This is a genomic window from Lysinibacillus sp. FSL P4-0201 (genome assembly GCF_038593425.1).
Classification (GTDB): Bacteria; Bacillota; Bacilli; order Bacillales_A; family Planococcaceae; genus Lysinibacillus; species Lysinibacillus capsici.
In genome coordinates this window covers 619,726-645,416 of the sequence record NZ_CP151995.1, presented here as the reverse complement: position 1 = coordinate 645,416, position 25,691 = coordinate 619,726, and the positions used below count along the sequence as shown (strand labels likewise).

Genomic DNA, 25,691 nt, shown 5'->3' with positions numbered 1-25,691 from the left:
TCCAACTAGCTTTTATTTTTTCATATCGTACAACTGATAAGATAGGCAGATTGGATTTTCACTATAGGGACATACAGCCATTTCTGCATCGATATTAAATACCCTTTGTAAATTTTCTTTTGTCATCACTTCTTTTGGACTGCCATTCACCATTAAATTGCCGTCTCTCATGGCCATCATAAAATGAGAGAACCGTGATGCATGGTTTAAATCATGTAAAACCATGATAATTGTTCGTCCTTCTTCCTTATTTAATTTTTGTAGCAACAATAAAATATCGAGCTGATGTGCTAAATCTAAATAAGTTGTTGGTTCATCCAGTACTAAAATATCCGTGCCTTGCGCCAATGCCATAGCAATCCATACTCTCTGACGCTGACCACCTGATAATGCTTCGATTGGTCGATCACTAAATTCTCTTAGCCCCGTAACATCAATAGCCCAATGGATATATTCATAGTCTTCCTTTTGCAATGTACCAAACCCTACTTGATGAGGAAAACGACCATAGGATACCAGTTCAAAAACCGTTAATCCTCCTGGTGCTGTTGCTGTTTGAGGTAAAATAGCCATTCTTTTGGCCACTTCTTTTGTTTTTAATTGATGTATAGCTTTGCCATCTAAATAGACAGCTCCATTTTGTGTGCGTAATACACGTGCTACAGCCTTTAATAAAGTAGACTTGCCACAACCATTTGGACCAATAATCGTGGAGATCTCCCCTTTCGGAATCTCCACACTTAAATCATTGACGATGAGCGCTGAAGAGTAACCAATCGCAACATGATCTATTTCAAGTACTGACATCTTTAACTTCCTTTCACTTTTGAGAATGCTATTACTTTTAAATTTGTAAACCAAATTGGGCTGTATACAAGCCATAGTAAGCATTTTGGCGTTCCATTAATTGCTCATGTGTGCCTTCTTCAATAATGCCCTTTTTCGATACCACAACAATTCTGTCTGCATCCTTAATCGTTGCTAAACGGTGGGCAATCACTAATGTAGTACGACCGATAGAAAGCTCGTTTAAGGCTTGCTGGATAGCTTGTTCTGTTTCTGTATCCAATGCAGATGTTGCTTCATCTAGTATTAAGATTTTTGGATTTTTCAAGAAAATACGCGCAATTGATAATCTTTGTTTTTGTCCACCTGATAATTTGACACCCCGTTCACCTATGAGAGTATCCATGCCTTCTGGTAAAGCATTAATTACATCTGTCAGTTGTGCTCGTTGTGCGGCATACCAAATATCTTCTTCACTGGCATTTAAATCACCATAGGCTATGTTTTCACGAATGGTACCATCGAATAAAAAGACATCTTGCTGGACAATCCCGATATGCGAACGTAAAGATTGTAGTTTAAAATCTCGTATATCAACACCATCAATCTTAATGGAACCCTCATTCACCTCATAAAAACGTGGCAATAGGCTACAGATGGTAGATTTCCCTGCACCTGAAGGGCCTACTAAGGCAACCGTTTCACCAGGACGTACCTTTAAATTAATTTGATGTAAGGCATGATTATTGGCAGCGTAGCCAAACGATACATTAGAAAAAGTAATTTCACCATCAATTTCATCGATTGTTTTCGCTTCTGGACGGTCCGCAATTTCGGGCTCCGTTTCGAGGAATTCAATATAGCGCCTAAATCCTGCCATGCCCTTCGGATAGCTTTCTATAAACATATTGATTTTGTTAATTGGGCCTAAGAGAATACCTGAAAGTAAAATAAATGCGATAAAATCGCCATTTGTTAAATGCCCATTTAATACAAAATAAGCCCCAACAAATAAAGTAAAGAGTGATAATACCTTCGTGAGTATGCCTGAAATAGCTTCATTCCAAGCCATTACTTTATAGGAAAACAGCTTTGTCATACGGAATCTTTCATTATTTACTTTAAAGCGTTTAATCTCATGATCTTCATTTGTAAAAGCTTGTACAACACGAATACCACTTACATTGTTTTCAACACGTGCATTAAAATCTGCAATATCTCCAAACATTTGACGGAATGCCTTGGACATTAATTTCCCGAAAATAATGGTTAAGATTAAGATAATCGGAACAAGTAAGAAAATAAGAATCGTAAAGGTTGGATCAATATAGTACATGACACCAAATGTTCCAATAATCGTCATCGCTGCAATAAAGATATCCTCTGGACCATGGTGAGCAAGTTCACCAATATCCATCAAATCATTTGTTAAACGAGAAACAAGATGCCCTGTTTTGTTGTTATCAAAATATCTAAAGGATAGCTTTTGTACATGGCTGAAGGATTCTCAATATTAATGCCCAGCATATGTCCCCAATATGAAACGATAAAATGAAGAATGGAGTTAAAAATATATAATCCAAACAGCAATAAACTAGCCATAATAATCCATTTCAATTCCCCATCTGGCAGAATATCATCAATTACTTTATTTAAAACAATTGGAAACGCAAGCTCTATTAGTGCCACTAATATGGCACAGCTAAAATCTAAAATAAATAAGCCTTTATAGGGCTTATAATATGAAAAAAATCGCCGTAATAACATGGTGTAGCCTCCTATCGTGATCTCGTTTTACGTATCTATAAATGAGCTATCTACAATAGCTCTCCTGTTATCTCAGTTATTGTTGATGAGCCTTTGTAAATTCAACTATTTTGTCAGCTAGTTCTTCAGCTTGGTGTAAGCCAGAAAGCGGATCAGAAGCAAAATAATATTCAGATGGAAGCTCTAATACTTGATTACTTTTAACGACATCTAAGTTTGTCCATGTTGCTGGCAACTGGCCATCTTTGTTAAAGAAATTAATCATGAAGTTATAGTCACCTACATAGTTACCTACTACCTCATAGGAAATCTCATAGCGTCCATTATTTCCTTCCTTTGTGTCAAACAGCTCCTGCACCTTTTCTTGAGGCTGCATCCCTAAAATTTGATAGAGTGCTCTACCGCCCGATACACTAGATTTCCCTATAATCGTTGCATTTTTTTCAAACATTTCATAAATAGTAAATGTAGATCCTTTTGGAATCACATCCAAGATTTTTTCTTTAGCTTTTGCGATCCGATCTTCAAATTCTTTTGTAAAGGCCTCAGCCTCTTCTTGTCTTCCTAAGTAATTCCCCATTGCCTTAATCTCCTCAATCGCTGATTGATGTGCATCTTCAGCAAAGACAATTGTTGGAGCAATTTTTTCATATTTCGCTACATCTTCAATATTCCAAGTAATAATCAAGTCTGGCTTTAACTCTAAAACTTTTTCTAATGACACCTTACCATCTGTACCAATATTCGTAATTTCACCATCCTTATAGTGTTGTTTTAAGAAAGCAGCATAATCAAGGTTAGCCGTTACGCCTCCAACTGGTACAACCTCTAACGCTAAAATTTGCCCCAGATACCAATCAGTTACGACTCTCTCTGCCTGCATTGGAATTTCTACTTCGCGTCCACTATCATCTGTTACGGTTCTAGTCTCTGCCTTCTCGGGCGAAGTTGGTTCATCAACCTTAGATTGGCTTGTCTCTTCATTACACGCTGCCAGTAAAACGAACAGGCTTAATAAAAAAGGTAGCTTTATATGGTGAATCATCTTCGTCATCATGATTTCATTTTCTCCATTCTCAAATCGTTTTGCTTGCGCGAGCTGATTATTATTGTATTGAAAATGATTCTCATTTGTAATGGTAATTTCGGACATATTAGATGTATATTTCAGCCTAAAGCTACTTGGAGCCAGTTTTGTTGCTTTTTTAAAAGCACGGCTAAAATAATATTCATCTTCAAATCCAAGAGATATGGCAATTTCTTTTATGCCATATTGATTGGTTAATAAATACTGCTTAGCCTGCTCTATTCTCAATTGTTGTAAATATATTTGTGGACCTATTTTATAACGAGCTTTAAAAATGCGTAATAAATGTCGTGTACTAATCTGAAGCATATCTGCTAATGTCTGGATAGATAATGGTTGATGAATATGTTGCTTTATAAATAATCGTGCGGCTTCTGCCTTATCAATTTCATGTGGTTTCCCTTGTCCTTCTGCTAATTCTCGAAAGACATGATAGATAAGCTCATAGAAGGATGCCCTTACAGATAAATGCTCTTGTATAGAGCCAGATTGCCATTTGCTATACATATCCTGAAGGATGCTGTGAATGACTATCGGATTTGCGGGTACACAAGAGAAATGTGTTTGGAATGGTTGATAGTGCATGTGCAAATGCTGCATAAAGGCATCTTTGTACATGACATCTCCTTTATAGCTAATGAGAAAATAGCTAATACTCTGCTGTGCCCTAATGTGAAGAGATTGAGATTTACCTAGATGAAAAATACTGAAGCGCTGCACATGATAAGATTGATCATCAATGACAATCTGTGCACCGCCTGCTGTGACAATAAGAAACGAGCTATATGTTAAAACCTTTGACACATGAATGTCTGATTTATTTATGTAATCGATTTGCTTCAACTGGATAAATGCATTTTGCCAAAGAAGCATATAGGCATCATAATTCATCTTCGTCTCCTTCAGAACACATATTTACTTACCATTATATTGATAATGATTATCAATTTCAATATACATTTATAAAATAAACATATACAAAAAAAAATCACCACTGACAATTTAATTGTCAATGGTGATGCCCTTTATAAAAGTCCCTTACCCTTTGTTGCTTTTTTCATATCTTCGTTTAGCTTTTCAAAAAATTCTTCATTTGATTTTGTTGTACGTATTTTTTTCAGGAAGCGCTCTGCAAAATCAGGTGCATCAGAAAACGTTTTACGAATTGCCCATAGCTTTTCAAGTTGTTCTGGTTCCAGAAGAAGCTCTTCTTTACGTGTACCTGAACGACGAATGTCAAGCGCAGGGAATATACGGCGTTCCGCTAACTGACGATCAAGATGAAGCTCTAAGTTCCCTGTTCCCTTAAATTCTTCATAGATAACTTCATCCATACGAGAACCTGTATCTACTAAAGCCGTCGCTAAAATTGTTAAACTACCGCCTTCTTCAATATTACGAGCCGAACCAAAGAAACGTTTCGGTCTATGGAATGCAGCAGGATCAATACCACCAGATAGTGTACGTCCACTTGGTGGAATTACTAAGTTATAAGCACGAGCTAAACGTGTAATAGAGTCCATTAAAATAATTACATCACGTTTATGTTCCACTAAACGTCGTGCGCGTTCTAATACTATTTCAGCCACTTTGACGTGGTTCTCAGGTACTTCATCAAATGTTGAGCTGACAACATCTGCATTGACAGAACGTTCAATATCTGTCACTTCCTCAGGTCGTTCATCAATCAATAGGACAATTAACTCCGCTTGCGGATGATTGGTTGTAATAGCGTTCGCAATCTCTTTTAATAAAGACGTTTTCCCTGCCTTTGGCGGAGCTACAATTAATCCACGTTGTCCAAAGCCTACTGGTGCCACTAAATCCATTATACGTGTGGATAAATTGCGTTGTGTTGTTTCTAGTTTAATTTGTCGATTTGGATATAAAGGTGTTAGTGCTGGGAAATGAACTCGTTCTTTCGCTACTTCAGGATCTTCGCCATTGACAGCATCTACTTGTAATAGGCCATAATAGCGCTCATTTTCCTTCGGTGGACGCACCTTTCCTGACACCTTGTCCCCATTACGCAAATCAAAGCGACGGATTTGGGATGCAGAAATATAAATATCTTCTTTACTTGGTGAGTAGTTGATTGGTCGAAGGAAGCCGAAGCCCTCTTGCGAAACAATTTCTAGTACGCCTTCCATAAAGAAATAGCCCTCTTGCTCTGAACGCGTTTTCAAAATAGCAAATATCAATTCTTTTTTCGTTAGCTTGCTATAATAAGAAATTTTATATTGGCGTGCAAGGGCGTAAAGCTCTTTTAACGTCATGTTTTCTAATTGAGCGATTGTCAATGCAGACATATGCACAACTCCAGTCTTTTTCAAAATATAATTCAATTTAATGGGGTTATCATTGAAGTTTACGATTGGCTCTGCTAACGCTTATATGGTTGCCTGTAATAATATCTATTGAAATACTTCCACCATATAACTAAACATTGCCTTAAAAATATGGGATGGTTATTTAAAGAAGAAGGTACCTAGCACAATAGATGTACTAGGTATATTTTAGAAGAAAATAACATTAATATCTAGGTTTTTTCTCAAGAGCGTGACGGCCTTCAACAAAGCGAACCGTACCAGATTTAGCACGCATAACTACTGAATGAGTTAAGGCATAAGCACCTTTATATTGAACACCCTTTAAAAGCTCGCAATCTGTTACTGCTGTCGCTGCAAAAATAGCATCGTCACCTTTTACTAGGTCATCTAAATAAAGAACTTTTTCAACATCCACACCCATTTTTGTGCAGCGTTCTAATTGCTCTTCATCTTCTGGTACTAGTTTTGCTTGGAAGTCACCACCAAGGCATTTTAAAGCTACTGCTGCTATAACACCCTCAGGTGCACCACCTGTTCCAAACATAATATCAATGCCTGTTTCATCAAAAGCCGTATTGATTGCTGCACCAACATCGCCATCTTGGATAAATTTAATACGTGCACCAGCCTCACGAATTTCATCAACAATCGCTTGGTGACGTGGTCGATCTAAAAGAGTAGCTACAACATCAGAAATATCTTTATTTTTAGCTTTTGCTACTTGTAATAAGTTATAAGTGACGGAAGCATTGATATCCACTTTGCCCGCCGCTTCTGGTCCTACAGCAATTTTCTCCATGTACATATCTGGTGCATTTAACAGATTCCCTTTATCTGCAATAGCAAGAACTGTCATAGCACCATTTGTACCTTTTGCTACGATGTTTGTACCTTCTAAAGGATCTACTGCAATATCTACTTTAGGACCACCATTTCGTAAACCAAGTTCTTCACCAATATAAAGCATTGGTGCTTCATCCATTTCGCCTTCACCAATTACTACTGTAGCATGCATTGGAATTGTATCGAACATTTTGCGCATCGCTGTTGTTGCTGCATCGTCTGCCTCAATTTTCAAACCGCGCCCCATCCATTTCCCGGATGCGATTGCTGCTGCTTCTGTTACTCGTACTACTTCCATCGATAAACTACGTTCCATTGTTGCTTTGCCTCCCGTTATGGGCACCTTTTCGTGCCAAAACATTCAAATTACCTCTATTGTAACATAATTGGTTGAAAACTTTTAGCTCTCATTATTCCTTTGTCTCAGCTACACGTGCCACAATTGTTTCACGTCGAATATCAGCGCCTAAATCACGTAATTTCTCAATAAGTGAGCTATAGCCACGTTCGATATGATAGATATCCTGAATCTCAGTTTCTCCTTCTGCTAAGAGTCCAGCTAATACTAAAGCTGCTCCAGCACGAAGATCTGTAGCTGTGACAGTGGAGCCATGTAATCTACTCGGCCCTTTAATAATTGCTGTGTTTCCTTCTACACGAGCATCTGCATTCATACGACGAAGCTCATCAATATGCTTGAAACGAGCTGTGTAAATAGTATCTGTTACTTTTGAGGAACCGAATGCTTGTGACATTAACACGGCAAGCGGTTGTTGAATATCCGTTGGGAATCCAGGGTATACCAATGTTTTGACATCCACTGCCTGTAATGTTGAGAGGTCTGTTTTTGGTACATAAATACTTTCTTCACCAATCTCAATTTTCACACCCATTTCACGAAGCTTGGCGATAATTGCTTCTAAGTGAAGTGGAATAACGTTATCGATTGTTATACCATCACCAACTGCTGCAGCCATAATCAAAAATGTAGAGGCCTCAATGCGATCAGGTATAATCGTATGTTCAGTACCATGTAGCTCTTCTACGCCTTCGATACGAATGACACTTGTACCTGCACCTTTAATATTGGCACCCATATTTGTCAGAAGTGTCGCCACATCAATTATCTCAGGTTCTTTTGCAGCATTTTCAATGACAGTACGTCCCTTAGCAAGGACAGCAGCAAGCATGATATTAATCGTAGCCCCAACACTTGCCACATCTAAATAAATTTTTGCCCCTATCAATTCATCTGCACGTAAATAAATGGCTCCGTGTTCATTAGTAATTTTAGCTCCTAAAGCCTCAAAGCCCTTTATATGTTGATCAATAGGTCGAGGTCCTAAAAAACAGCCTCCAGGTAAACCAATAACTGCTTTTTTGAAACGTCCAAGCATAGCCCCCATTAAATAATAAGAAGCACGTAACTTTTTAACGTTGCCGTTTGGTAAGGGCAATGCAATCATCTCTGTTGGGTCGATTGTCATTTTCCCATTCTCAAATGAAACTTCTCCACCAATTTCCTCTAATAGAGCCTTTAACGTCCAAGCATCTGAAATTTCGGGTATCCCTCCAATAGTCACTGGAGAGTTCGCCAAAATTGATGCAGGAATTAAGGCGACTGCACTATTTTTTGCGCCACTAACTTTAATTGTACCTTGTAGACGATTTTCGCCAGTAATTTTATAAACATCCATTTTGCGTTCTCCCTCATGATTGGAAAGTAGTATTTTTGCAATTTGCACACTTTATAATCTTATTATTCGCCTTTTCTCTTATTCCAATCCGCTAAAAATCCTTCAATTCCTTTTTCAGTTAATGGATGGTGGAAAAGTTGCTTTAATACTTTAAACGGAGTAGTTGAAATATGTGCACCTGCTAAAGCCGCTGCTGTAACGTGTTGCGGGTGACGGACAGAGGCAGCGATAATTTGTGTATCGATATTATGGATTGTAAAAATATCTGCAATTGTTTCAATTAACTCAACACCATTTTGACCAATGTCATCTAAACGGCCGATAAATGGTGATACGTATGTAGCACCTGCACGCGCAGCCATTAATGCTTGGTTAGCACTAAAAATTAATGTCACGTTTGTTTTAATTCCTTTGTTTGCAAAGAATCGACATGCCTCTAATCCAGCTGGTGTCATAGGAAGCTTTACTGTGATGTTTGGCGCAATCGCAGCTAATTCCAAACCTTCTTTAATCATACCTTCTGCATCAAGTGCAATAACTTCCCCACTTACAGAGCCATCAACAAGCTCAGCGATTTCGCGAAGACGATCATGGAAAGAAACATTCTCTTCTTTAGCCACTAACGATGGGTTTGTCGTTACTCCTGATAAAATACCCCATGCATGTGCCTCTTTAATCTCTTCAAAGTTTGCTGTATCAATGAAAAATTTCATATTATTTCCTCCTGATCATTTTTCTTATATTATTAAATATTTTCCAAAATTTCTTTATTTCAAAAACAAGAGAAGGTCGATTGAAAGCATCAACACTTCTCTTATTATGTGTATTTATCTATGCTTTTGTAACATATTAAATGCAAAAATTATGCTTTTTGTGCACTTCCAAATTCACGAATTTTACCAATAACCGTAGCTTTGATGGCTTCACGTGCTGGACCAAGGAATTTACGTGGGTCGTAAACAACTTTGTCGTTGTCCAGAATTTCACGAATTACTTTTGTTGCTTCAATTTGATTTTCAGTATTGACGTTAATTTTAGCCGTACCTAACGAAATAGAACGTTGGATATCTTTTGTTGGGATACCTGTACCACCATGTAAAACAAGTGGAAGGTCTGCCAATTTAGAGATTTCCTCCATTTCTTTAAAGCCTAAGTTTGGCTCTCCTTTGTAAGGACCATGTACAGAGCCAAGTGCTGGCGCTAAGCAGTCAATGTCAGTTAGTTCAACCATTTTGCGACATTCTTCTGGATCAGCGTAAATAATACCACCGATTACGCCATCTTCATCTCCACCAACAGTTCCTAATTCTGCTTCCACAGAAACGCCTTTAGCATGTGCGTATTCTACTACTTCTGAAGTAATTTTCACATTTTCCTCGAATGGGTGATGTGATGCATCAATCATCACGGAAGTAAAGCCTGCATCAATTGCTTCTTTACATTTTGCAAAGCTAGAACCATGGTCAAGGTGAATTGCTACAGGAACTGTAGTACCGTAAGATTCCATTAAACCTTTTACCATATGAACAACAGAAATAAATCCGCCCATATATTTACCTGCACCTTCAGAAACACCAAGAATCACTGGAGACTTTTCTTCTTCAGCTGCTTGTAAAATTGCTTGAGTCCATTCAAGGTTATTAATGTTGAATTGACCAACAGCATAACCTTCTGCTTTTGCTTTAATTAACATCTCTTTCATAGATACTAATGCCATACTAAAAATCCTCCTCATAGGACTATTCTTTCTACATAAACATGCTCCTCAATCATAGCAAAAATAATAGCCCCTGAAAAGCAGGGGCTATTATTTTCTACCCGAAAGCGGAGTGTAACGTAGCGGCAGGGGTGACGAAGTGAAGTGTTACGTAACGAAGTCATAGCCCCTGAAAAGCAGGGGCTATTATTTTCTACCCGAAAGCGAAGTGTAACGCAACGAAGTCCTCGCACCTGAAAAGCAGGAGCTATTAATCAACATAAAAAAACAGGCCGTGTGTCCACTGCCTGCTTTTTAAACTTGTAAAGCTTTATTTACTTCATCACGCACTTCGAAAATATCAAACGGTTTTGTAAAGTAACGAATGGCTCCTAATTCTAACGCTTCTTGCACAACATCCAATTCTCCGTATGCTGTCATCATAAAAACAGGCAGCTTCGGAAACTTCTTTTTTAAACGTCTCAAAATTTCAATACCATCCATTCCTGGAATTTTCATGTCCAGTAAAACACAATCCATCTCTTGTTCGTCTGCATACTTTAATGCCTCTGAACCATTCGCTGCTAAATATGTAATATATCCTTCCTTTTTCAGCACTTCATTTAAAAGTAAACGAATTCCCTGCTGATCATCGACAATTAGTAATCGTTTCACATCGCATTCCGCCCTTTTTAGTTTTATTCTTACACAAAAACTTTCTTTATTATGTATAATTCTCCTTTTTCAGCTTAATACCTTCTAGTATTATAAATTATCTGCTTTTGCTTTCTACCTTTTACCCCCTATAATATGAATAGAGGTGGGAACATGTCAAAAATTCTAACAACACAATTAAGTGGATTATTACAAAGAATTATACAAAATGAAGAAGATGCTATCGAGGAAACAGCAAGGTTATTAGCACAAGCCGCAATCGGCGAAGGAAATGTCTATTTTGCTTGCTTTGGAGAAATGCAGGTTGTGGCATTAAATGCACTTCAAGCAGTCGAACCCTTTAGCAAGTTAGCACCTTGGACTACAGACACAAGCTTAACAGAAGCTGATCGGGTTTGCATTTTTACTCGTAGTGCATATGATGAAGAAGCACTCGTCTTAGCACAAAAATTAAATACGCAATTTATTCCCTTTGCTGCTATAGCTAGTGAAGCAGCTAGTGTAGATAACCCTCTTGCTGATTTAGCCTATACGTATGTTTCTACACGCATTAAAGGCGGTTTAATACCAAATGATCTAGGTCAACGTATTGTTGTACCACATGCACTTGCAGGACTCTTTGTATATGAAGCTGTCAAAATTGCTTATGATGAAATGCTTGGGTTGGATGAAGAAGAATTGTAGTCATCAAATTAAAAAGAGTTGTCTCGTATATCACGAGACAACTCTTTTTGATTATTTAAATGTTGAGCCGATAAAATCGCGGAACAATGGTTGTGGACGATTTGGACGTGACACTAGCTCTGGGTGGAATTGACATGCTACAAAGAAGTTGTTTTCTGGTAGCTCAATAATTTCAACCAATTTGCCATCAGGACTTGTACCTGAGAAGACAAGGCCAGCTGCTTCCATTGCCTCACGATATTCATTGTTAAATTCATAGCGGTGACGATGACGCTCATAAACAAGCTCTTTACCATAGGCTTGGCTAGCTTTTGAACCATCCTTTAATTTACATGGGTATAAACCTAAACGTAAAGTACCACCGATATCTACAGTATCATTTTGATCTGGTAAGAAGTCGATAATTGGATACTCCGTATTTGCATCAAGCTCTGTAGAATGAGCACCTTTTAGGCCAAGTACATTACGTGCAAATTCTACTGTTGCTAATTGCATACCTAAACAAATGCCTAGGAAAGGAACATTATTTTCACGTGCATATTGTGTTGCTAAGATTTTACCTTCAACACCACGATCACCAAAGCCGCCTGGTACTAAAATAGCGTCAGCACCTTTTAATAGCGAGGCCACATTGTTAGCATCAACGTGTTCTGCATTAATCCAGTCAATTTCAATATCAGAATTAAATGCATATCCAGCATGCTTTAATGCCTCAACTACAGAAATGTAAGCATCTTGTAGTTCTACGTATTTCCCTACTAATGCTACCTTTCTTTTATTTGGTAAGTTCTTCACTTTTTCTACAAGGTCACGCCATTCTTCCATATCTGCTTCTGGAGCTTCCATACCAAAATGATTCAAAACGATATCATCTATATCTTGCGCATGTAGGTTTAATGGTACTTCATATAAATGCTCAGCATCACGAGATTCAATAATTTCATGTGGTTGAACATCACAGAATAATGCTAATTTCTCTTTCATCTCTTGTGGTACTTCTTGTTCAGTACGAACTACGATAATATTTGGCTGAATACCTAAAGAGCGTAATTCTTTAACAGAATGCTGTGTAGGTTTTGTTTTAAGTTCACCAGCTGCTTTAATATAAGGAATAAGTGTACAGTGAATATACATTACATTGTTATGCCCTAAATTTGTTTTCATTTGGCGAATGGCTTCTAGGAATGGCAATGATTCAATATCACCTACTGTTCCACCAACCTCTGTGATCACAACATCTGCATTTGTTTCACGACCAGCACGTTGGATACGATCTTTGATTTCGTTTGTAATATGAGGAATTACTTGGACTGTTCCACCATTATAATCTCCACGACGTTCTTTCTGTAATACAGATTGGTAAACACGACCTGAAGTTACTGTAGAATGTTTCCCTAGGTTAATATCAATAAAACGTTCATAGTGTCCTAAGTCTAAATCAGCCTCAGCACCATCATCTGTTACAAAAACCTCACCATGTTGATAAGGACTCATCGTACCTGGGTCAATATTGATATATGGGTCAAATTTTTGAATCGTCACTTCTAACCCACGATTTTTTAATAAACGGCCTAAAGATGCTGCAACAATCCCTTTTCCAAGTGATGATACAACCCCACCTGTTACAAAAATATACTTCGTCATGAATAAATTCCTCCTTATGATGTTCTAAAATATTAGTGCGTTTAGGGGGGATCAGAACCATTTACATTCTAATACCCTAAAAAAAGAAAAGCCGAGAATGTCTACAAAATGTAGTCGATTCGAAGCTGTAATCGGTTCTATCTCTTTTCCACTTTCCTTTAAACCATAAAACTCTAATAACTTTTCAGTCACCGTTTACTATACATCATGAATAATTAAAAACATTTATATTCATATCGGTATTAAAAGTATGGGAGAACTAAAATGATTAAAGTTAAAAACAAAAAAACGCTCCTCCTGCATAGGTTTGCAGGGGGAGCGTATTATATACACGGTCTTTCTCCTTCTTTTAAGGAGCCCAAGTAAAAGATTAAACGTAACCGTGATAGAAGTCAAGATTTTTTGCTTCTAGCTTAAAAGAAAGAAAATTCTAAGTGTACTGTATTAGATCTCTTCCTCTTCTTCCTCAAATTCTTCTTCCTCTTCATCAATAAACTCTTCATCGATTTCTTCATCAATTTCTTCTAGTTCTTCATCGTCAAAGTCGATATCTTCTTTTTCATCATCTTCTTCATCAAGTTCTTCTTCATCAATGAACTCTTCAAAGTCTTCATCAAAGTCGATATCTTCTTCATCTAAGTCTACATCTTCATCAAGATCTTCATCATCAAAGGCAGCTTTAGATTTTTTCTTTTGAGTCTTAACAGAAGGAGCTGTTTCTTCTTCGATTTGCTCAACTTTAAACCATTCACGTAAGCCCCAGCCTGCTTCTTGATTATATAAGAAGCGACCATCAATATTGATATCTGTATAAAATTGTAACAGACGGGATTTCATTTCTGCATCACTATAGCCCACAAGCTCTTGAATTAATTTTAATAAATCATTAAAAGACACTGAGGCACGTTTTTCATTTAAAATTGCATAAGCTAAGTTAATTAACGATTCTTCTGTTAATTGTTCCTTTGTCATTTCACGAAAATTCAATTCGTGCACTTCCTTTCCCTCATCACAATGGACGTTTTAAAATTACATGGTGCTTTATTCTCCAAGCGCAGCAAAAAAGGCCACGCAAAAGGTTCTTTCCATACAATAAGCATAATACCCATTATATACAAAGTTTTAGCCCCTTTGCTAGCTTCAATTACTGTTTTTTATATTACGCATTTTTTTTATTCCAAGATAAAACAAATAGACAGATAATAGTAGTAAAGGAATAGCGCCAATTTGCTTATTATACAGGAAAAAGGCTCCCAATACTAAAGCTAATATAATTATGTAGTGAATAGCTGATTTCATCCTCTACTGCGCCTCCCCTTTTTTTACATTTCTATTATAACGAAAATAAAAAGAAGTGCCTAATCTTAAGACTAGACACTAGAAATTAGAGAAGCATGATACTTGAATAGAAAACAAGAAGTTTTGATCAACCTTGCTTACATATTACGACGATATTGTCCGCCAACTTCATATAAAGCTTTTGTAATTTGTCCTAAACTTGCTACTTTTACTGACTCCATCAGCTCAGCAAAAATATTACCATTATTGACAGCCACTTCTTGTAGACGTGCAATCGCAGCTTCACTTTCCTCTTCATGGGCTTTCCAAAAAGCTTGTAAATTACGAATTTGTGTCTCTTTTTCTTCTGTCGATGCACGTGCGATTTCCATATTATCTATATCAGCATCTGAAGGTGGATTTGGGTTCAAGTAAGTATTAACACCAATGATTGGTAACTCCCCTGAATGTTTTAACATTTCGTAGTACATAGATTCTTCTTGAATTTTACCACGTTGGTATTGTGTTTCCATAGCACCTAACACACCGCCACGATCATTAATACGATCAAACTCTTCAAGAACCGCTTCTTCCACAAGATCTGTTAATTCTTCAACAATAAACGCGCCTTGTAGTGGGTTTTCATTTTTTGCTAAACCATGCTCTTTTGTAATAATCATTTGAATTGCCATAGCACGTCTTACAGATTCCTCCGTAGGTGTAGTAATGGCCTCATCGTAGGCGTTTGTATGCAATGAATTACAGTTATCTTGTAATGCCATTAAAGCCTGTAATGTTGTACGAATATCATTAAAATCAATCTCTTGTGCGTGTAAACTACGCCCAGACGTTTGAATGTGATACTTTAGCTTTTGAGCGCGCTCATTAGCACCGTATTTATCACGCATTACAATAGCCCAAATACGTCGTGCCACACGGCCGATTACTGTATACTCTGGATCTAGTCCATTTGAGAAGAAGAATGATAAATTTGGTGCAAAGTCATTGATATTCATGCCACGACTTAAATAATACTCTACATACGTAAAGCCATTAGCTAAGGTGAAGGCTAATTGGGAAATTGGGTTTGCTCCAGCTTCCGCAATATGATAACCAGAAATGGAAACAGAATAATAGTTACGTACTTTATGGTCTATAAAGTATTGCTGAATATCGCCCATCATACGCAAAGCAAACTCTGTTGAGAAAATGCATGTATTCTGGCCCTGATCTTCTTTTAAAATATCAGCTTGTACTGTTCCACGTACGACTTGCAATGTTTTTTCACGTGTCTCGGTAAACTCTTCAACTGTCAAAGTTCGTCCTAGCTCTTGCTCACGTAATTGAACTTGTTGATCGATTGCTGTATTCATAAACATTGCTAAAATAATAGGTGCTGGTCCATTAATAGTCATTGATACAGATGTAGACGGTGCACATAAATCAAAGCCTGCGTAAAGTTTTTTCATATCTTCTAGTGTACAGATCGATACACCTGATTCTCCAACCTTACCGTAAATATCTGGACGGTAATCTGGGTCTTCCCCATACAAGGTTACAGAATCAAAAGCTGTAGATAAACGTTTTGCATCATCATCTTTTGATAAATAATGGAATCGTTTATTTGTACGTTCTGGTGTTCCCTCGCCAGCAAATTGACGCTTCGGATCTTCACCCTCACGTTTGAATTGGAATACACCCGCCGTATATGGGAATTCGCCAGGAACATTTTCTTTATAAACCCAACGCAAGATTTCCCCATAGTCTTCAAACTTCGGTAATGCTACTTTTGAAATTTTCGTGCCAGAAAGACTAGTTGTTTTTAAGATGGTACGAATTTCTTTATCGCGAACTTTAGTCACAAACTCATCGCCAGCATACGCTTCTTTTAATGCCTGCCAATTATCCAATATACGCTTGGATTCTGCTGTTAATTCATCTCTAACACCTTCTGCTAAAGAAGTAAGCGATGCCACAAGCACATCATCTGGAGCTTTTTCTTGGACAGCTGCAATAGCACCTTCTAATTGGAATAGTCGACGAGCAAATGCCACCTGCTGCTCAGTTTTTTTATGATAGCCACGGACAGTGTCCGTAATCTCACGTAAATAATAACGGCGATCGTTTGGAATGATAACATCTTGCTTTTGCGTTTTCGCAAATTGCTCATAGCTTGTTTCCCAATTAAAACCTGTTTTTTCGTTAATTATTTTAACGAGGGCGGCGAATAACGCATTTGTGCCTTTATCATTAAATTGGCTAGCTATTGTACCGTAGACTGGCATGTTATCAAGTGATTCATCCCAAAGCTCGCGGGAACGTTGATATTGTTTTTGTACTTGTCGAAGGGCGTCCTCTGAGCCTTTTCGCTCAAATTTATTGATCGCAATAACATCTGCAAAGTCAATCATATCAATTTTCTCAAGTTGTGTAGGTGCACCGAATTCGCTTGTCATGACATACATAGATAGATCCGTGTATTTAGTAATTTCGGCATCACCTTGACCGATTCCACTTGTTTCTACGATGATTAAGTCATAACCTGCTACACGTACTACATCTAGCACATCACCAATTGATGCAGATAATTCTGTACGTGAGCCACGTGTTGCTAAACTACGCATATAAACACGGTTATTAAAAATAGCGTTCATGCGAATACGATCCCCAAGCAATGCTCCACCCGTTTTTTGCTTTGTTGGATCGACTGATAGAATGGCTACACGTTTATCTGGGAATTCTTTTAGGAAGCGGCGAATCAGTTCATCCGTTAAGGATGATTTCCCTGCACCACCTGTTCCCGTAATCCCCATTACTGGCGTACCTTTTGAAAGCTTTCTTGCCTCTGCTAGCATTTCTTTCGTAGCTTCATCGTCATTTGACTCAGCTGCTGTTATTAGATTGGCTAAAATTTCAGGCGTCTCTGTCGTTAAAGACTTTAATTTCTCTAAATAATTACCTGTTGCAGTAGGAAAATCTGTACCTTTAATTTGTTCATTAATCATTCCCTGTAGCCCTAAAACACGGCCATCCTCTGGTGAGAATATCCCTGCAATGCCATACGTATGAAGCTCTTTAATTTCACGAGGTAAAATAACTCCTCCACCACCGCCATAAATTTTAATATGTGGTGCTCCTTTTTCACGCAGTAAATCATACATATATTTAAAGTATTCCATATGTCCGCCTTGATAAGAAGAAACCGCAATCCCTTGTGCATCTTCTTGTATCGCAGCATTCACGACTTCTTCAACAGAACGATTATGACCTAAATGGATTACTTCTACACCGCTCGATTGTAAAATGCGTCGCATAATATTGACTGAAGCATCATGTCCATCAAAAAGACTCGATGCTGTCACAAAACGTACGTGATTTTTTGGACGATATACTTCTACCTTTGTCATATGAAATCCCCACTTTCTCCCCTTATTGAATAAAAAAAGCCGGCATTGCAATATCGCTATATGCAATTGCCGACAAACCCCTTACAAATATTAAAACCCCTTTATGCCTGAAATGAACAAGGTGATTTGCATGTCAATGAATTCGTCTATTGAATGCTGACGATGTAAAGCCCATTTGCGAAACGCCCAGCTTTGTCCTGAAACAACTAAGTTATTGGCTGCTAAATGGATTTGCTTCTCTGTCATAGTTAGTTCGCCAGACTGGACACATCGCTGTAACAAGCGTTCAAATGTGGCAACCATTTCAAACTCTTTACTAAAAACATAGCGTTGTGCTTCTTTTGACAATGATTTTGTTTCTTGATACATGATTGTTAGCTCATCAACCATACTATCGATTTGCAGGAAGTATTCCCGAATCATTTCTTTTAACTCATCAATAGTTCCTGCTTTAATCTCATAACTTGAAAGACGCTCCATTGCATGGTGATAGATACTGTCACAAACAAGGTATAGAACATCTTCCTTCGTTCGGATGTATTCATACAAAGTACCGATACTAAAGCCAGCAGCTTTTGCAATTTCTCTCGTCGTGGCACGGTGAAAGCCTTTTTCTTTAAATAGCTTAATAGCTCCTTGAATCATTTGTTCACGACGAATGGCGATTAGATTTTCATCTTTTACGGTTGACTGTACTTGGGGCCTTTTATCTTTATCAGTCATCAATTATTTCGTTAGCATACGCGAGATAACAAGACGTTGAATCTCCTGCGTACCTTCGTAAATTTGTGTAATTTTAGCATCACGCATAAAGCGCTCTACAGGGTAATCTTTTGTATAACCATAGCCACCAAAAACTTGAACCGCCTCTGTCGTTACACTCATTGCTGTATCGCCAGCCATTAATTTCGCCATTGCAGATGCCTTACCATATGGTAGGTTATTAGATTCTAACCATGCCGCTTGGTATGTAAGAAGTCGAGAAGCCTCAATTTGAGTTGCCATATCGGCTAATTTAAAGGAAATGCCTTGATTTGCAGTGATCGGTTTACCAAATTGCACACGTTCTTTGGCATAGTCAACTGCTGCATCGAGTGCTCCTTGTGCAATTCCTACTGCTTGAGCCGCAATACCATTACGTCCACCATCTAGTGTCGTCATGGCAATCTTAAAGCCTTCCCCTTCAGCCCCTAATAGATTTTCCTTTGGAACACGACAGTTATCAAAAATAATCTCTGTTGTTGGAGATGAACGAATTCCTAATTTCTTTTCTTTCTTCCCTACAGAGAAACCTTCAAATCCAGCTTCCACGATAAATGCGGATGTGCCATGTTTTGCTTCTGGGTCTGTTACTGCAAATACAATATATGTATCTGCTACTCCACCGTTCGTAATAAAGATTTTTGAGCCATTTAAAATATAATCATCGCCATCACGTTTTGCATAAGTTTTCATGCCACCCGCATCAGAGCCAGAGCCAGGTTCTGTTAAACCATATGCACCAATATGTTTGCCTTCAGCCATTGGACGAAGGTATTTTTGTTTTTGTTCTTCTGTACCGAACTTGTAAAGTGGCCAACCTGCCAGTGAAGTATGTGCAGATAAAGTTACACCAGTCGAAGCACAAACACGTGAAAGTTCCTCAACAGCTATGACATATGCAAGGTAATCAAATCCTGCACCACCATATTCCTCAGGCCATGGAATACCAGTAAGCCCAAGCTCCGCCATTTTGTCGAAAATCGCACGGTCAAATTCTTCATTTTCGTCACGTTCAGCAGCTGTTGGCGCCACTTCATTTATAGCAAAATCACGAATCATTTCACGTAATTGTTCATGCTCTTCTGTTAACTGAAAGTTCATTGTCCATTTCCCCTTTTTAGTTAGACTCTGTTTTGTGTTACCTGATTATTGTTAGGTTGGATTGAGCGTGTTTGCCTTATTTCAGAGCAGTTCTACACCCTTTATAAACGTTTTTCCCTCACTCTTGAACGGTTCCCATCACTATGTACCATTCGCAATATCAGGCTTTATTTCAGTAAATGTTTACTAATGACTAGTCGTTGAATTTCACTTGTACCTTCATAGATTTCTGTCACCTTTGCATCACGGAAATAGCGCTCTACTGGATAATCTTCCGTATAGCCGTAGCCGCCAAATATTTGAACAGCCTCTATTGCCGTTTGTACCGCTGTTCGTGATGAGAAAAGTTTAGCCATTGAAGCTTCTGCTCCACATGGTAAACCTTTTGCACGTAAATCGGCTGCACGATAGACTAACAGTTTTGCAGATTCAACAGCCGTTGCCATATCCGCAAGCTTAAAGCCAACACCTTGTTGTGCGGCGATCGGCTTACCAAATTGAATGCGTTCTTTAGCATAAGCAGTAGACGCCTCTAGTGCCGCCTCAGCAATTCCTAACGCCTGTGCCGCAATGCCGATTCGTCCAACATCTAAATTGGCCATCGCAATTTTAAAGCCTTCTCCCTCTTCCCCAAGTAGGTTGTCGGCTGGAATGCGACAATTATCGAATGTCAGCTGAACTGTACGTGAGCCGTGTAAGCCCATCTTATGCTCATCTTTTCCGATGATTAAACCAGGTGTTCCCTTTTCAACAATAAATGCTGAGATACCCTTTGTTTTTTCAGCTGGGTTAGTAGATGCGAATACAATATACACATCAGCTTCTCCACCATTTGTAATAAATACTTTGGAGCCGTTAATCACATATTCATCGCCATCACGCACTGCCTTTGACTGTAAAGAACCAGCGTCTGAGCCTGCACTTGGTTCTGTTAAACAAAATGCGCCTAAATATTCGCCTGTTGCAAGCTTTGGTACATAACGTTTCTTTTGTTCGTCATTCCCAAAGTAAATAATTGGATTCGTTCCAACTGAAGTATGGACGGATAAAATAACACCCATTACAGCGCTTACTTTTGATAGTTCATTAATCGCAATAATATAAGATGTAAAATCCATACCAGAGCCACCTAAGTCTTCTGGAGTCGTAATCCCCATTAAGCCAAGTTCACCCATGTGCTGTAGAAGCTCACGTGGAAATTCTCCCGCTTCCATTCGCTCCACCCATGGTTGAATTTTTTCCTGAGCAAATTGACGAACCATATCGCGCATCATAATTTGCTCATCTGTAAATTGCAAATGCATCTATAATGTCACCCCTCTAAGTTGTCCCGAAACATCTAAATAACCCCATCCCCATAGGATTATTCGTAAACGTAAAAACCTCTTCCTGATTTCTTACCTAACCAGCCAGCTGCAACGTATTTACGTAGCAGTGGGCAAGGGCGATATTTACTGTCTCCCAGACCCTCATGTAAAATTTCCATGATGTAAAGACAAGTATCTAAACCAATGAAGTCTGCCAATGTTAATGGCCCCATCGGATGATTCATACCAAGCTTCATCACATCATCAATTGCTTCTTTTGTTGCCACACCTTCGTAAAGTGCATAAATCGCTTCATTAATCATCGGTAGTAGGATTCGATTTGAAATAAATCCTGGGAAATCATTCACTTCTACTGGTGTTTTCGATAATTTAACCGTCATCTCTTCGACAGCTTTGTACACTTCATCTGTTGTTGCTAAGCCTCGAATGATTTCAACAAGTTTCATAACTGGTACAGGGTTCATAAAATGCATACCAATTACTTGCTCTGGACGCTTTGTTACTGCTGCAATTTCTGTAATAGGCAGTGAAGATGTATTCGTAGCTAAAATAGCATGTGCTGGCGCAATGCCATCAAGTTGCTTAAAGATGGATTGCTTAATTTCCATATTTTCCACAGCTGCTTCAATGATAATATCTACATCACTAGCATCTTGTAAATCTAGCGACATACTAATTCGACTTAGAACAGCAGCCTTCTCATCTTCAGTTTTACGACCCTTTTCTACATCACGTGATAAATTTTTCGTAATAACCCCTAATCCACGCTCGAAAAATTCTTGTTTGATATCGTTCAATTTCACATCAAAGCCTGCTTGTGCACAAACTTGGGCAATACCAGAGCCCATTTGCCCTGCACCAATGACCATTACCTTTTGAATTCCCATTAGTTCAGTCCCCCTGTTTTTGGTACTTCAATCATAATTGCATCACCTTGGCCGCCGCCTGAACAAATTGCGGCAATGCCAATGCCACCGCCACGACGCTTCAATTCCTGTGCAAGTGTTAATATTATACGTGCACCAGATGCCCCAATCGGATGACCTAAAGCAACTGCACCGCCATTAACATTCACTTTTTCTGCATCTAAATCTGCCAACTGCTTGCTGACTAAAGCTACCGCTGCAAAGGCTTCATTGATTTCAATTAAATCAATATCTGCTAATGATTTGTTAGTCTTTTTCAGTAATTTATTAATAACAAGACCTGGTGTTTGCGGGAAGTTTTCTGGCTCAAGCGCAAGTTCTTCGTGACCAATGATTATTGCCAATGGTTCTCTACCTTCACGTTTTGCACGTTCTTCACTCATAACGACAAGTGCACATGCACCGTCGTTAACCCCAGGTGCATTACCTGCTGTAATCGTGCCATCCTTGTCAAAGGCTGGTTTTAGCTTCGCCAGTACTTCCAAAGACGTCCCTGCTCTTGGTGCCTCATCTGTATCTACAATAAGTGGTGCACCTTTTCGTTGAGGAATCTCCACTGGTACGATTTCTTCAGCAAAGTAACCTTTTTCAATTGCGGCTAACGCCCGTTCATGACTGCGTACTGACCAAGTGTCCTGTTCTTCTCGGCTTAGCGAGAACTCTTTAGCTGTTGCATTACCATAGCTACCCATATGTGGTCTTGCTTTATCGAAAGCACATGTTAAGCCGTCATATAGCATGCCATCTACCATTGTAGAATCTCCCATACGCAAACCATTTCGACCATTCAGAAGATAATATGGTGCATTGGACATAGATTCCATGCCACCCGCAATAATCACTTCTTCGTCCCCTAAACGAATCAATTGATCTGCTAATGTCACCGCACGCATCCCTGAAGCACAAACTTTATTGATTGTTTCTGTTTTTACTGCTGTTGGTAAATTGGCCTTCAGCGCAGCCTGTCGAGAAGGAATTTGCCCCTGTCCCCCTTGTAAAACAGAACCTAAAATTACCTCATCCACTTGCTCAGGTGCAAGCTTTGCCTTCTCTAATGCCCCTTTAATGGCAATCGCACCTAAATCACTTGCATGTAATGCTGATAATGAACCTCCAAATTTACCAAACGCAGTTCTTGCTCCTGCTAAAATTACAGCTCTATTCAAGTAAAACACCCCTTTTGTTTTACGTTCTCGATGAAATGCAAAGCATTATTGACTGAACGCTCGCTCGACTTCTATCGAGGAAAAATGGGAGTTTACTATCTCAACTCCCATTCCCATTTAATCTTATTCTACAAAACAATTTTTTATTGTGCAATTTATATTTTTCAGATAACTAAAATATTTCTGCAATAGCAATCATTTTTCTGCGTTCGCTTCCGTATTCTCGTCTTGTTGAATATTTTCTATAGACGCTACCACTTCTTCGTATGTTTCTTCTGTTTCTTCGGAAGAAGGATTAACTGCCTTTACTTTTTCTCCGAACACAGAACGTTCTAGTAATTCTGCAACATCAAATGTTCCAATAGAGTCTTCAACCTCTTTAGCCTTTGTACCATCCTCTAGCATTGTTAGGCAGTAAGGACAGCCTGATGAAATAACTGATGCATTTGTTGCAAGAGCCTGTTCTGTTCGCGCTACGTTAATGCGATTTCCTACATGCTCTTCCATCCACATTAATCCACCACCAGCTCCACAGCACATCGCTGTTTCGCGGTTACGTTCCATTTCAACAAGCTTCACGCCAGGGATTCCTCGAAGGATCTCACGTGGGGCATCGTACACATCATTGTAGCGGCCTAAATAACAGGAATCATGGAAAACAATCGTTTCATGAACCTCATAGTTTAGCGCTAGACGATTTTCCTCAATCAACTGATTTAATAACTCAGTGTGATGATACACTTCACCTTTCCAGCCAAAGTCTTGATATTCATTTTTAAAGATATTGTAGGCATGAGGATCGATTGTTACAATTTTCTTCACGTCATTTTTCTCAAACTCATCAATATTTGCTGTAGCTAGCTCTTGGAATAAGAATTCATTCCCTAAACGACGAGGTGTATCCCCAGAGTTTTTCTCTTTATTACCTAAGATTGCAAACTTCACACCAGCCTCGTTTAATAGACGACAGAATGCTAAAGCGATTTTTTGAGAGCGGTTGTCGAAAGCTCCCATCGAACCAACCCAGAATAAATACTCCATTTCCTCGCCAGATTTTTTCAGCTCTTTTACAGTTGGAATTTGGATTGTTGGATCTAGATCACGCCAATTTTCTTTTTCCTTGCGGTTTAAGCCCCAAGGATTACCTTGTCGTTCGATATTCGTCATTGCACGTTGAGCATCAGGATTTACTTTCCCTTCAGTCATTGTTAGATAACGACGTAGATCAATAATTTTATCAACATGCTCATTCATTACAGGGCATTGATCCTCACAGTTACGACATGTCGTACAAGCCCAAATTTCCTCTTCTGTAATGACATCGCCAATTAAAGATGGGCTGTAGATATCCTCAATTACAGCACCTTCAGCACCAGCTGCAATTGCAAGCTGGTTACCCTTTGTATTGGCAAAGAATTGATAAGGCACCCATGGTTTTTGTTTTGTTACGACTGCGCCCGTAAATGTTAAATGGTCACGCAATTTTACGATTAAATCCATAGGAGACAGCATTTTTCCTGTTCCTGTTGCGGGACACATGTTTGTACAACGTCCGCATTCTACACAAGAATATAGATCAAGCATTTGCTTTTGTGTGAAGTCCTGTATGCGTCCTACCCCAATAGAAGGCATATCCTCTTCGCTTTCAGCATTTTCTCCAGCTTCTTCCAAGGCCTCAAAATCAATTGGTGTTAATGTACCCGTACGATCTAAACGATTCATGTAAACATTAAGTGGACTGACAATTAAGTGGAAATGTTTAGACTGCGGTACGTATACCAGGAATGTTAATAGAATTAAAAGGTGTGCCCACCACATTACATAAAACACACCAGCGGCAACTGATGTAGGTAGGAAGCCAAAAATAGCAGCAATACTTGAAGCAACTGGCTCCGTATAAGTTAATCCCTCACCATGCCAAATTAATCCCATACCATTAGCGATTAATGTAGATACCATTAACCCACCAATGAAAATTAATACAAGGCCGTTTTTCCATCCTCGTTTTAGACGCACTAGCTTTTCAACATAGCGGCGGTAAAATGCCCACACTACCGCGACTAAAATCATTAAAACCACCAGTTCTTGGAAGAATGTAAAGACACCATAGAAAATGCCTAGTGGCAGATGTGACTCTGGTGCTAGTCCTTTCCAAATTAAATCAATGGCCCCTAACTGTACCATCAAAAATCCATAGAAAAACATAACATGTATTAAACCACTCTTTGGATCCTTTAATAGCTTATTTTGACCAAATACATTGACCATAATATAACGAAGTCGTTCTTTAACACTTTCATCAAACTCAACCTTTTTCCCCAATTGCACATACTTATAGCGTGTTTTCAACAGGTAGAAGAACAATCCTACTGCATAAAGCACAACCACGACTGTTAAGACAATGTTAGCAATTAATAATGGACTCATGGTTGGTCCCCCCTTTAGTTTGTCGTAATTTTCTCTCTTTGTGACGAATTTGCTAGTTCAAACAGAAATGTACTTCACTTTATCATT

Annotated in this window: 18 protein-coding genes and 1 pseudogene; 1 reads left to right on the top strand and 18 read right to left on the bottom strand. The window is 38.6% G+C overall.

Annotated elements, in window-relative coordinates; translation table 11 throughout:
- Nucleotides 1-12: 12 nt before the first annotated feature.
- The 9 genes and pseudogenes from MKY76_RS03125 to MKY76_RS03085 form a co-directional block, all read right to left on the bottom strand.
- A complete protein-coding gene (locus MKY76_RS03125) occupies nucleotides 13-807 on the bottom strand; it encodes an ABC transporter ATP-binding protein (protein WP_048395606.1) in 795 nt (264 codons plus the stop codon).
- Between the two features lie 37 nt (nucleotides 808-844).
- Nucleotides 845-2,553, bottom strand: a pseudogene (locus MKY76_RS03120) (ABC transporter ATP-binding protein).
- Nucleotides 2,554-2,629: 76 nt separating this feature from the next.
- The gene (locus tag MKY76_RS03115) at nucleotides 2,630-4,531 is read right to left on the bottom strand and encodes a helix-turn-helix domain-containing protein (protein ID WP_342557405.1); all 1,902 of its coding nucleotides are present in this window, start codon (nucleotides 4,529-4,531) and stop codon (nucleotides 2,630-2,632) included.
- 134 nt (nucleotides 4,532-4,665) lie between these two features.
- Nucleotides 4,666-5,949, bottom strand: coding sequence for a transcription termination factor Rho (rho, locus tag MKY76_RS03110; protein WP_016992739.1), 1,284 nt, complete (start codon nucleotides 5,947-5,949; stop codon nucleotides 4,666-4,668).
- Nucleotides 5,950-6,172: 223 nt separating this feature from the next.
- Nucleotides 6,173-7,129, bottom strand: coding sequence for a class II fructose-bisphosphatase (gene glpX, locus MKY76_RS03105; protein ID WP_004269449.1), 957 nt, complete (start codon nucleotides 7,127-7,129; stop codon nucleotides 6,173-6,175).
- A 94-nt stretch (nucleotides 7,130-7,223) separates the two neighbouring features.
- The gene (locus MKY76_RS03100; protein WP_048395599.1) at nucleotides 7,224-8,510 is read right to left on the bottom strand and encodes a UDP-N-acetylglucosamine 1-carboxyvinyltransferase; all 1,287 of its coding nucleotides are present in this window, start codon (nucleotides 8,508-8,510) and stop codon (nucleotides 7,224-7,226) included.
- 62 nt (nucleotides 8,511-8,572) lie between these two features.
- Nucleotides 8,573-9,223: a fructose-6-phosphate aldolase gene (gene fsa / locus MKY76_RS03095; RefSeq protein WP_004269447.1), complete on the bottom strand. Its 651-nt coding sequence runs from the start codon at nucleotides 9,221-9,223 to the stop codon at nucleotides 8,573-8,575.
- A 149-nt stretch (nucleotides 9,224-9,372) separates the two neighbouring features.
- Nucleotides 9,373-10,227: a class II fructose-bisphosphate aldolase gene (locus MKY76_RS03090; protein WP_004269446.1), complete on the bottom strand. Its 855-nt coding sequence runs from the start codon at nucleotides 10,225-10,227 to the stop codon at nucleotides 9,373-9,375.
- Between the two features lie 294 nt (nucleotides 10,228-10,521).
- On the bottom strand, nucleotides 10,522-10,881 hold the full coding sequence (locus MKY76_RS03085; RefSeq protein WP_004269444.1) for a response regulator: 360 nt from the start codon (nucleotides 10,879-10,881) through the stop codon (nucleotides 10,522-10,524).
- 153 nt (nucleotides 10,882-11,034) lie between these two features.
- On the opposite strand from MKY76_RS03085, the gene MKY76_RS03080 reads away from it, so the two are divergent.
- A complete protein-coding gene (locus MKY76_RS03080) occupies nucleotides 11,035-11,565 on the top strand; it encodes a DUF2529 family protein (RefSeq protein WP_054548562.1) in 531 nt (176 codons plus the stop codon).
- 51 nt (nucleotides 11,566-11,616) lie between these two features.
- Here MKY76_RS03080 and MKY76_RS03075 read toward each other — a convergent pair whose 3' ends face one another.
- From MKY76_RS03075 to MKY76_RS03035, 9 genes are all read right to left on the bottom strand, one after another.
- A complete protein-coding gene (locus tag MKY76_RS03075; RefSeq protein ID WP_103117420.1) occupies nucleotides 11,617-13,209 on the bottom strand; it encodes a CTP synthase in 1,593 nt (530 codons plus the stop codon).
- 444 nt (nucleotides 13,210-13,653) lie between these two features.
- On the bottom strand, nucleotides 13,654-14,196 hold the full coding sequence (rpoE, locus tag MKY76_RS03070; RefSeq protein ID WP_103117419.1) for a DNA-directed RNA polymerase subunit delta: 543 nt from the start codon (nucleotides 14,194-14,196) through the stop codon (nucleotides 13,654-13,656).
- A gap of 449 nt (nucleotides 14,197-14,645) precedes the next feature.
- Nucleotides 14,646-17,894, bottom strand: coding sequence for a fused isobutyryl-CoA mutase/GTPase IcmF (gene icmF, locus MKY76_RS03065; protein ID WP_342557404.1), 3,249 nt, complete (start codon nucleotides 17,892-17,894; stop codon nucleotides 14,646-14,648).
- Nucleotides 17,895-17,984: 90 nt separating this feature from the next.
- Nucleotides 17,985-18,617, bottom strand: a complete 633-nt coding sequence (locus MKY76_RS03060) for a TetR/AcrR family transcriptional regulator (protein ID WP_048393737.1) — start codon at nucleotides 18,615-18,617, stop codon at nucleotides 17,985-17,987.
- Nucleotides 18,618-18,620: 3 nt separating this feature from the next.
- Nucleotides 18,621-19,757: an acyl-CoA dehydrogenase gene (locus tag MKY76_RS03055; protein ID WP_016993589.1), complete on the bottom strand. Its 1,137-nt coding sequence runs from the start codon at nucleotides 19,755-19,757 to the stop codon at nucleotides 18,621-18,623.
- A 167-nt stretch (nucleotides 19,758-19,924) separates the two neighbouring features.
- Complete coding sequence (locus tag MKY76_RS03050; RefSeq protein WP_342557403.1) at nucleotides 19,925-21,061, bottom strand: acyl-CoA dehydrogenase; 1,137 nt, start codon at nucleotides 21,059-21,061, stop codon at nucleotides 19,925-19,927.
- Nucleotides 21,062-21,120: 59 nt separating this feature from the next.
- Entirely contained in the window at nucleotides 21,121-21,972 is an 852-nt protein-coding gene (locus tag MKY76_RS03045; RefSeq protein ID WP_004269435.1) for a 3-hydroxybutyryl-CoA dehydrogenase, read from the bottom strand.
- Nucleotides 21,972-23,177, bottom strand: a complete 1,206-nt coding sequence (locus tag MKY76_RS03040; protein WP_259949438.1) for an acetyl-CoA C-acetyltransferase — start codon at nucleotides 23,175-23,177, stop codon at nucleotides 21,972-21,974. Before MKY76_RS03040 ends, MKY76_RS03045 begins: the two co-directional genes overlap by 1 nt.
- 195 nt (nucleotides 23,178-23,372) lie before the next feature.
- Nucleotides 23,373-25,604, bottom strand: coding sequence for a heterodisulfide reductase-related iron-sulfur binding cluster (locus MKY76_RS03035; protein WP_319839901.1), 2,232 nt, complete (start codon nucleotides 25,602-25,604; stop codon nucleotides 23,373-23,375).
- Nucleotides 25,605-25,691: the final 87 nt, after the last annotated feature.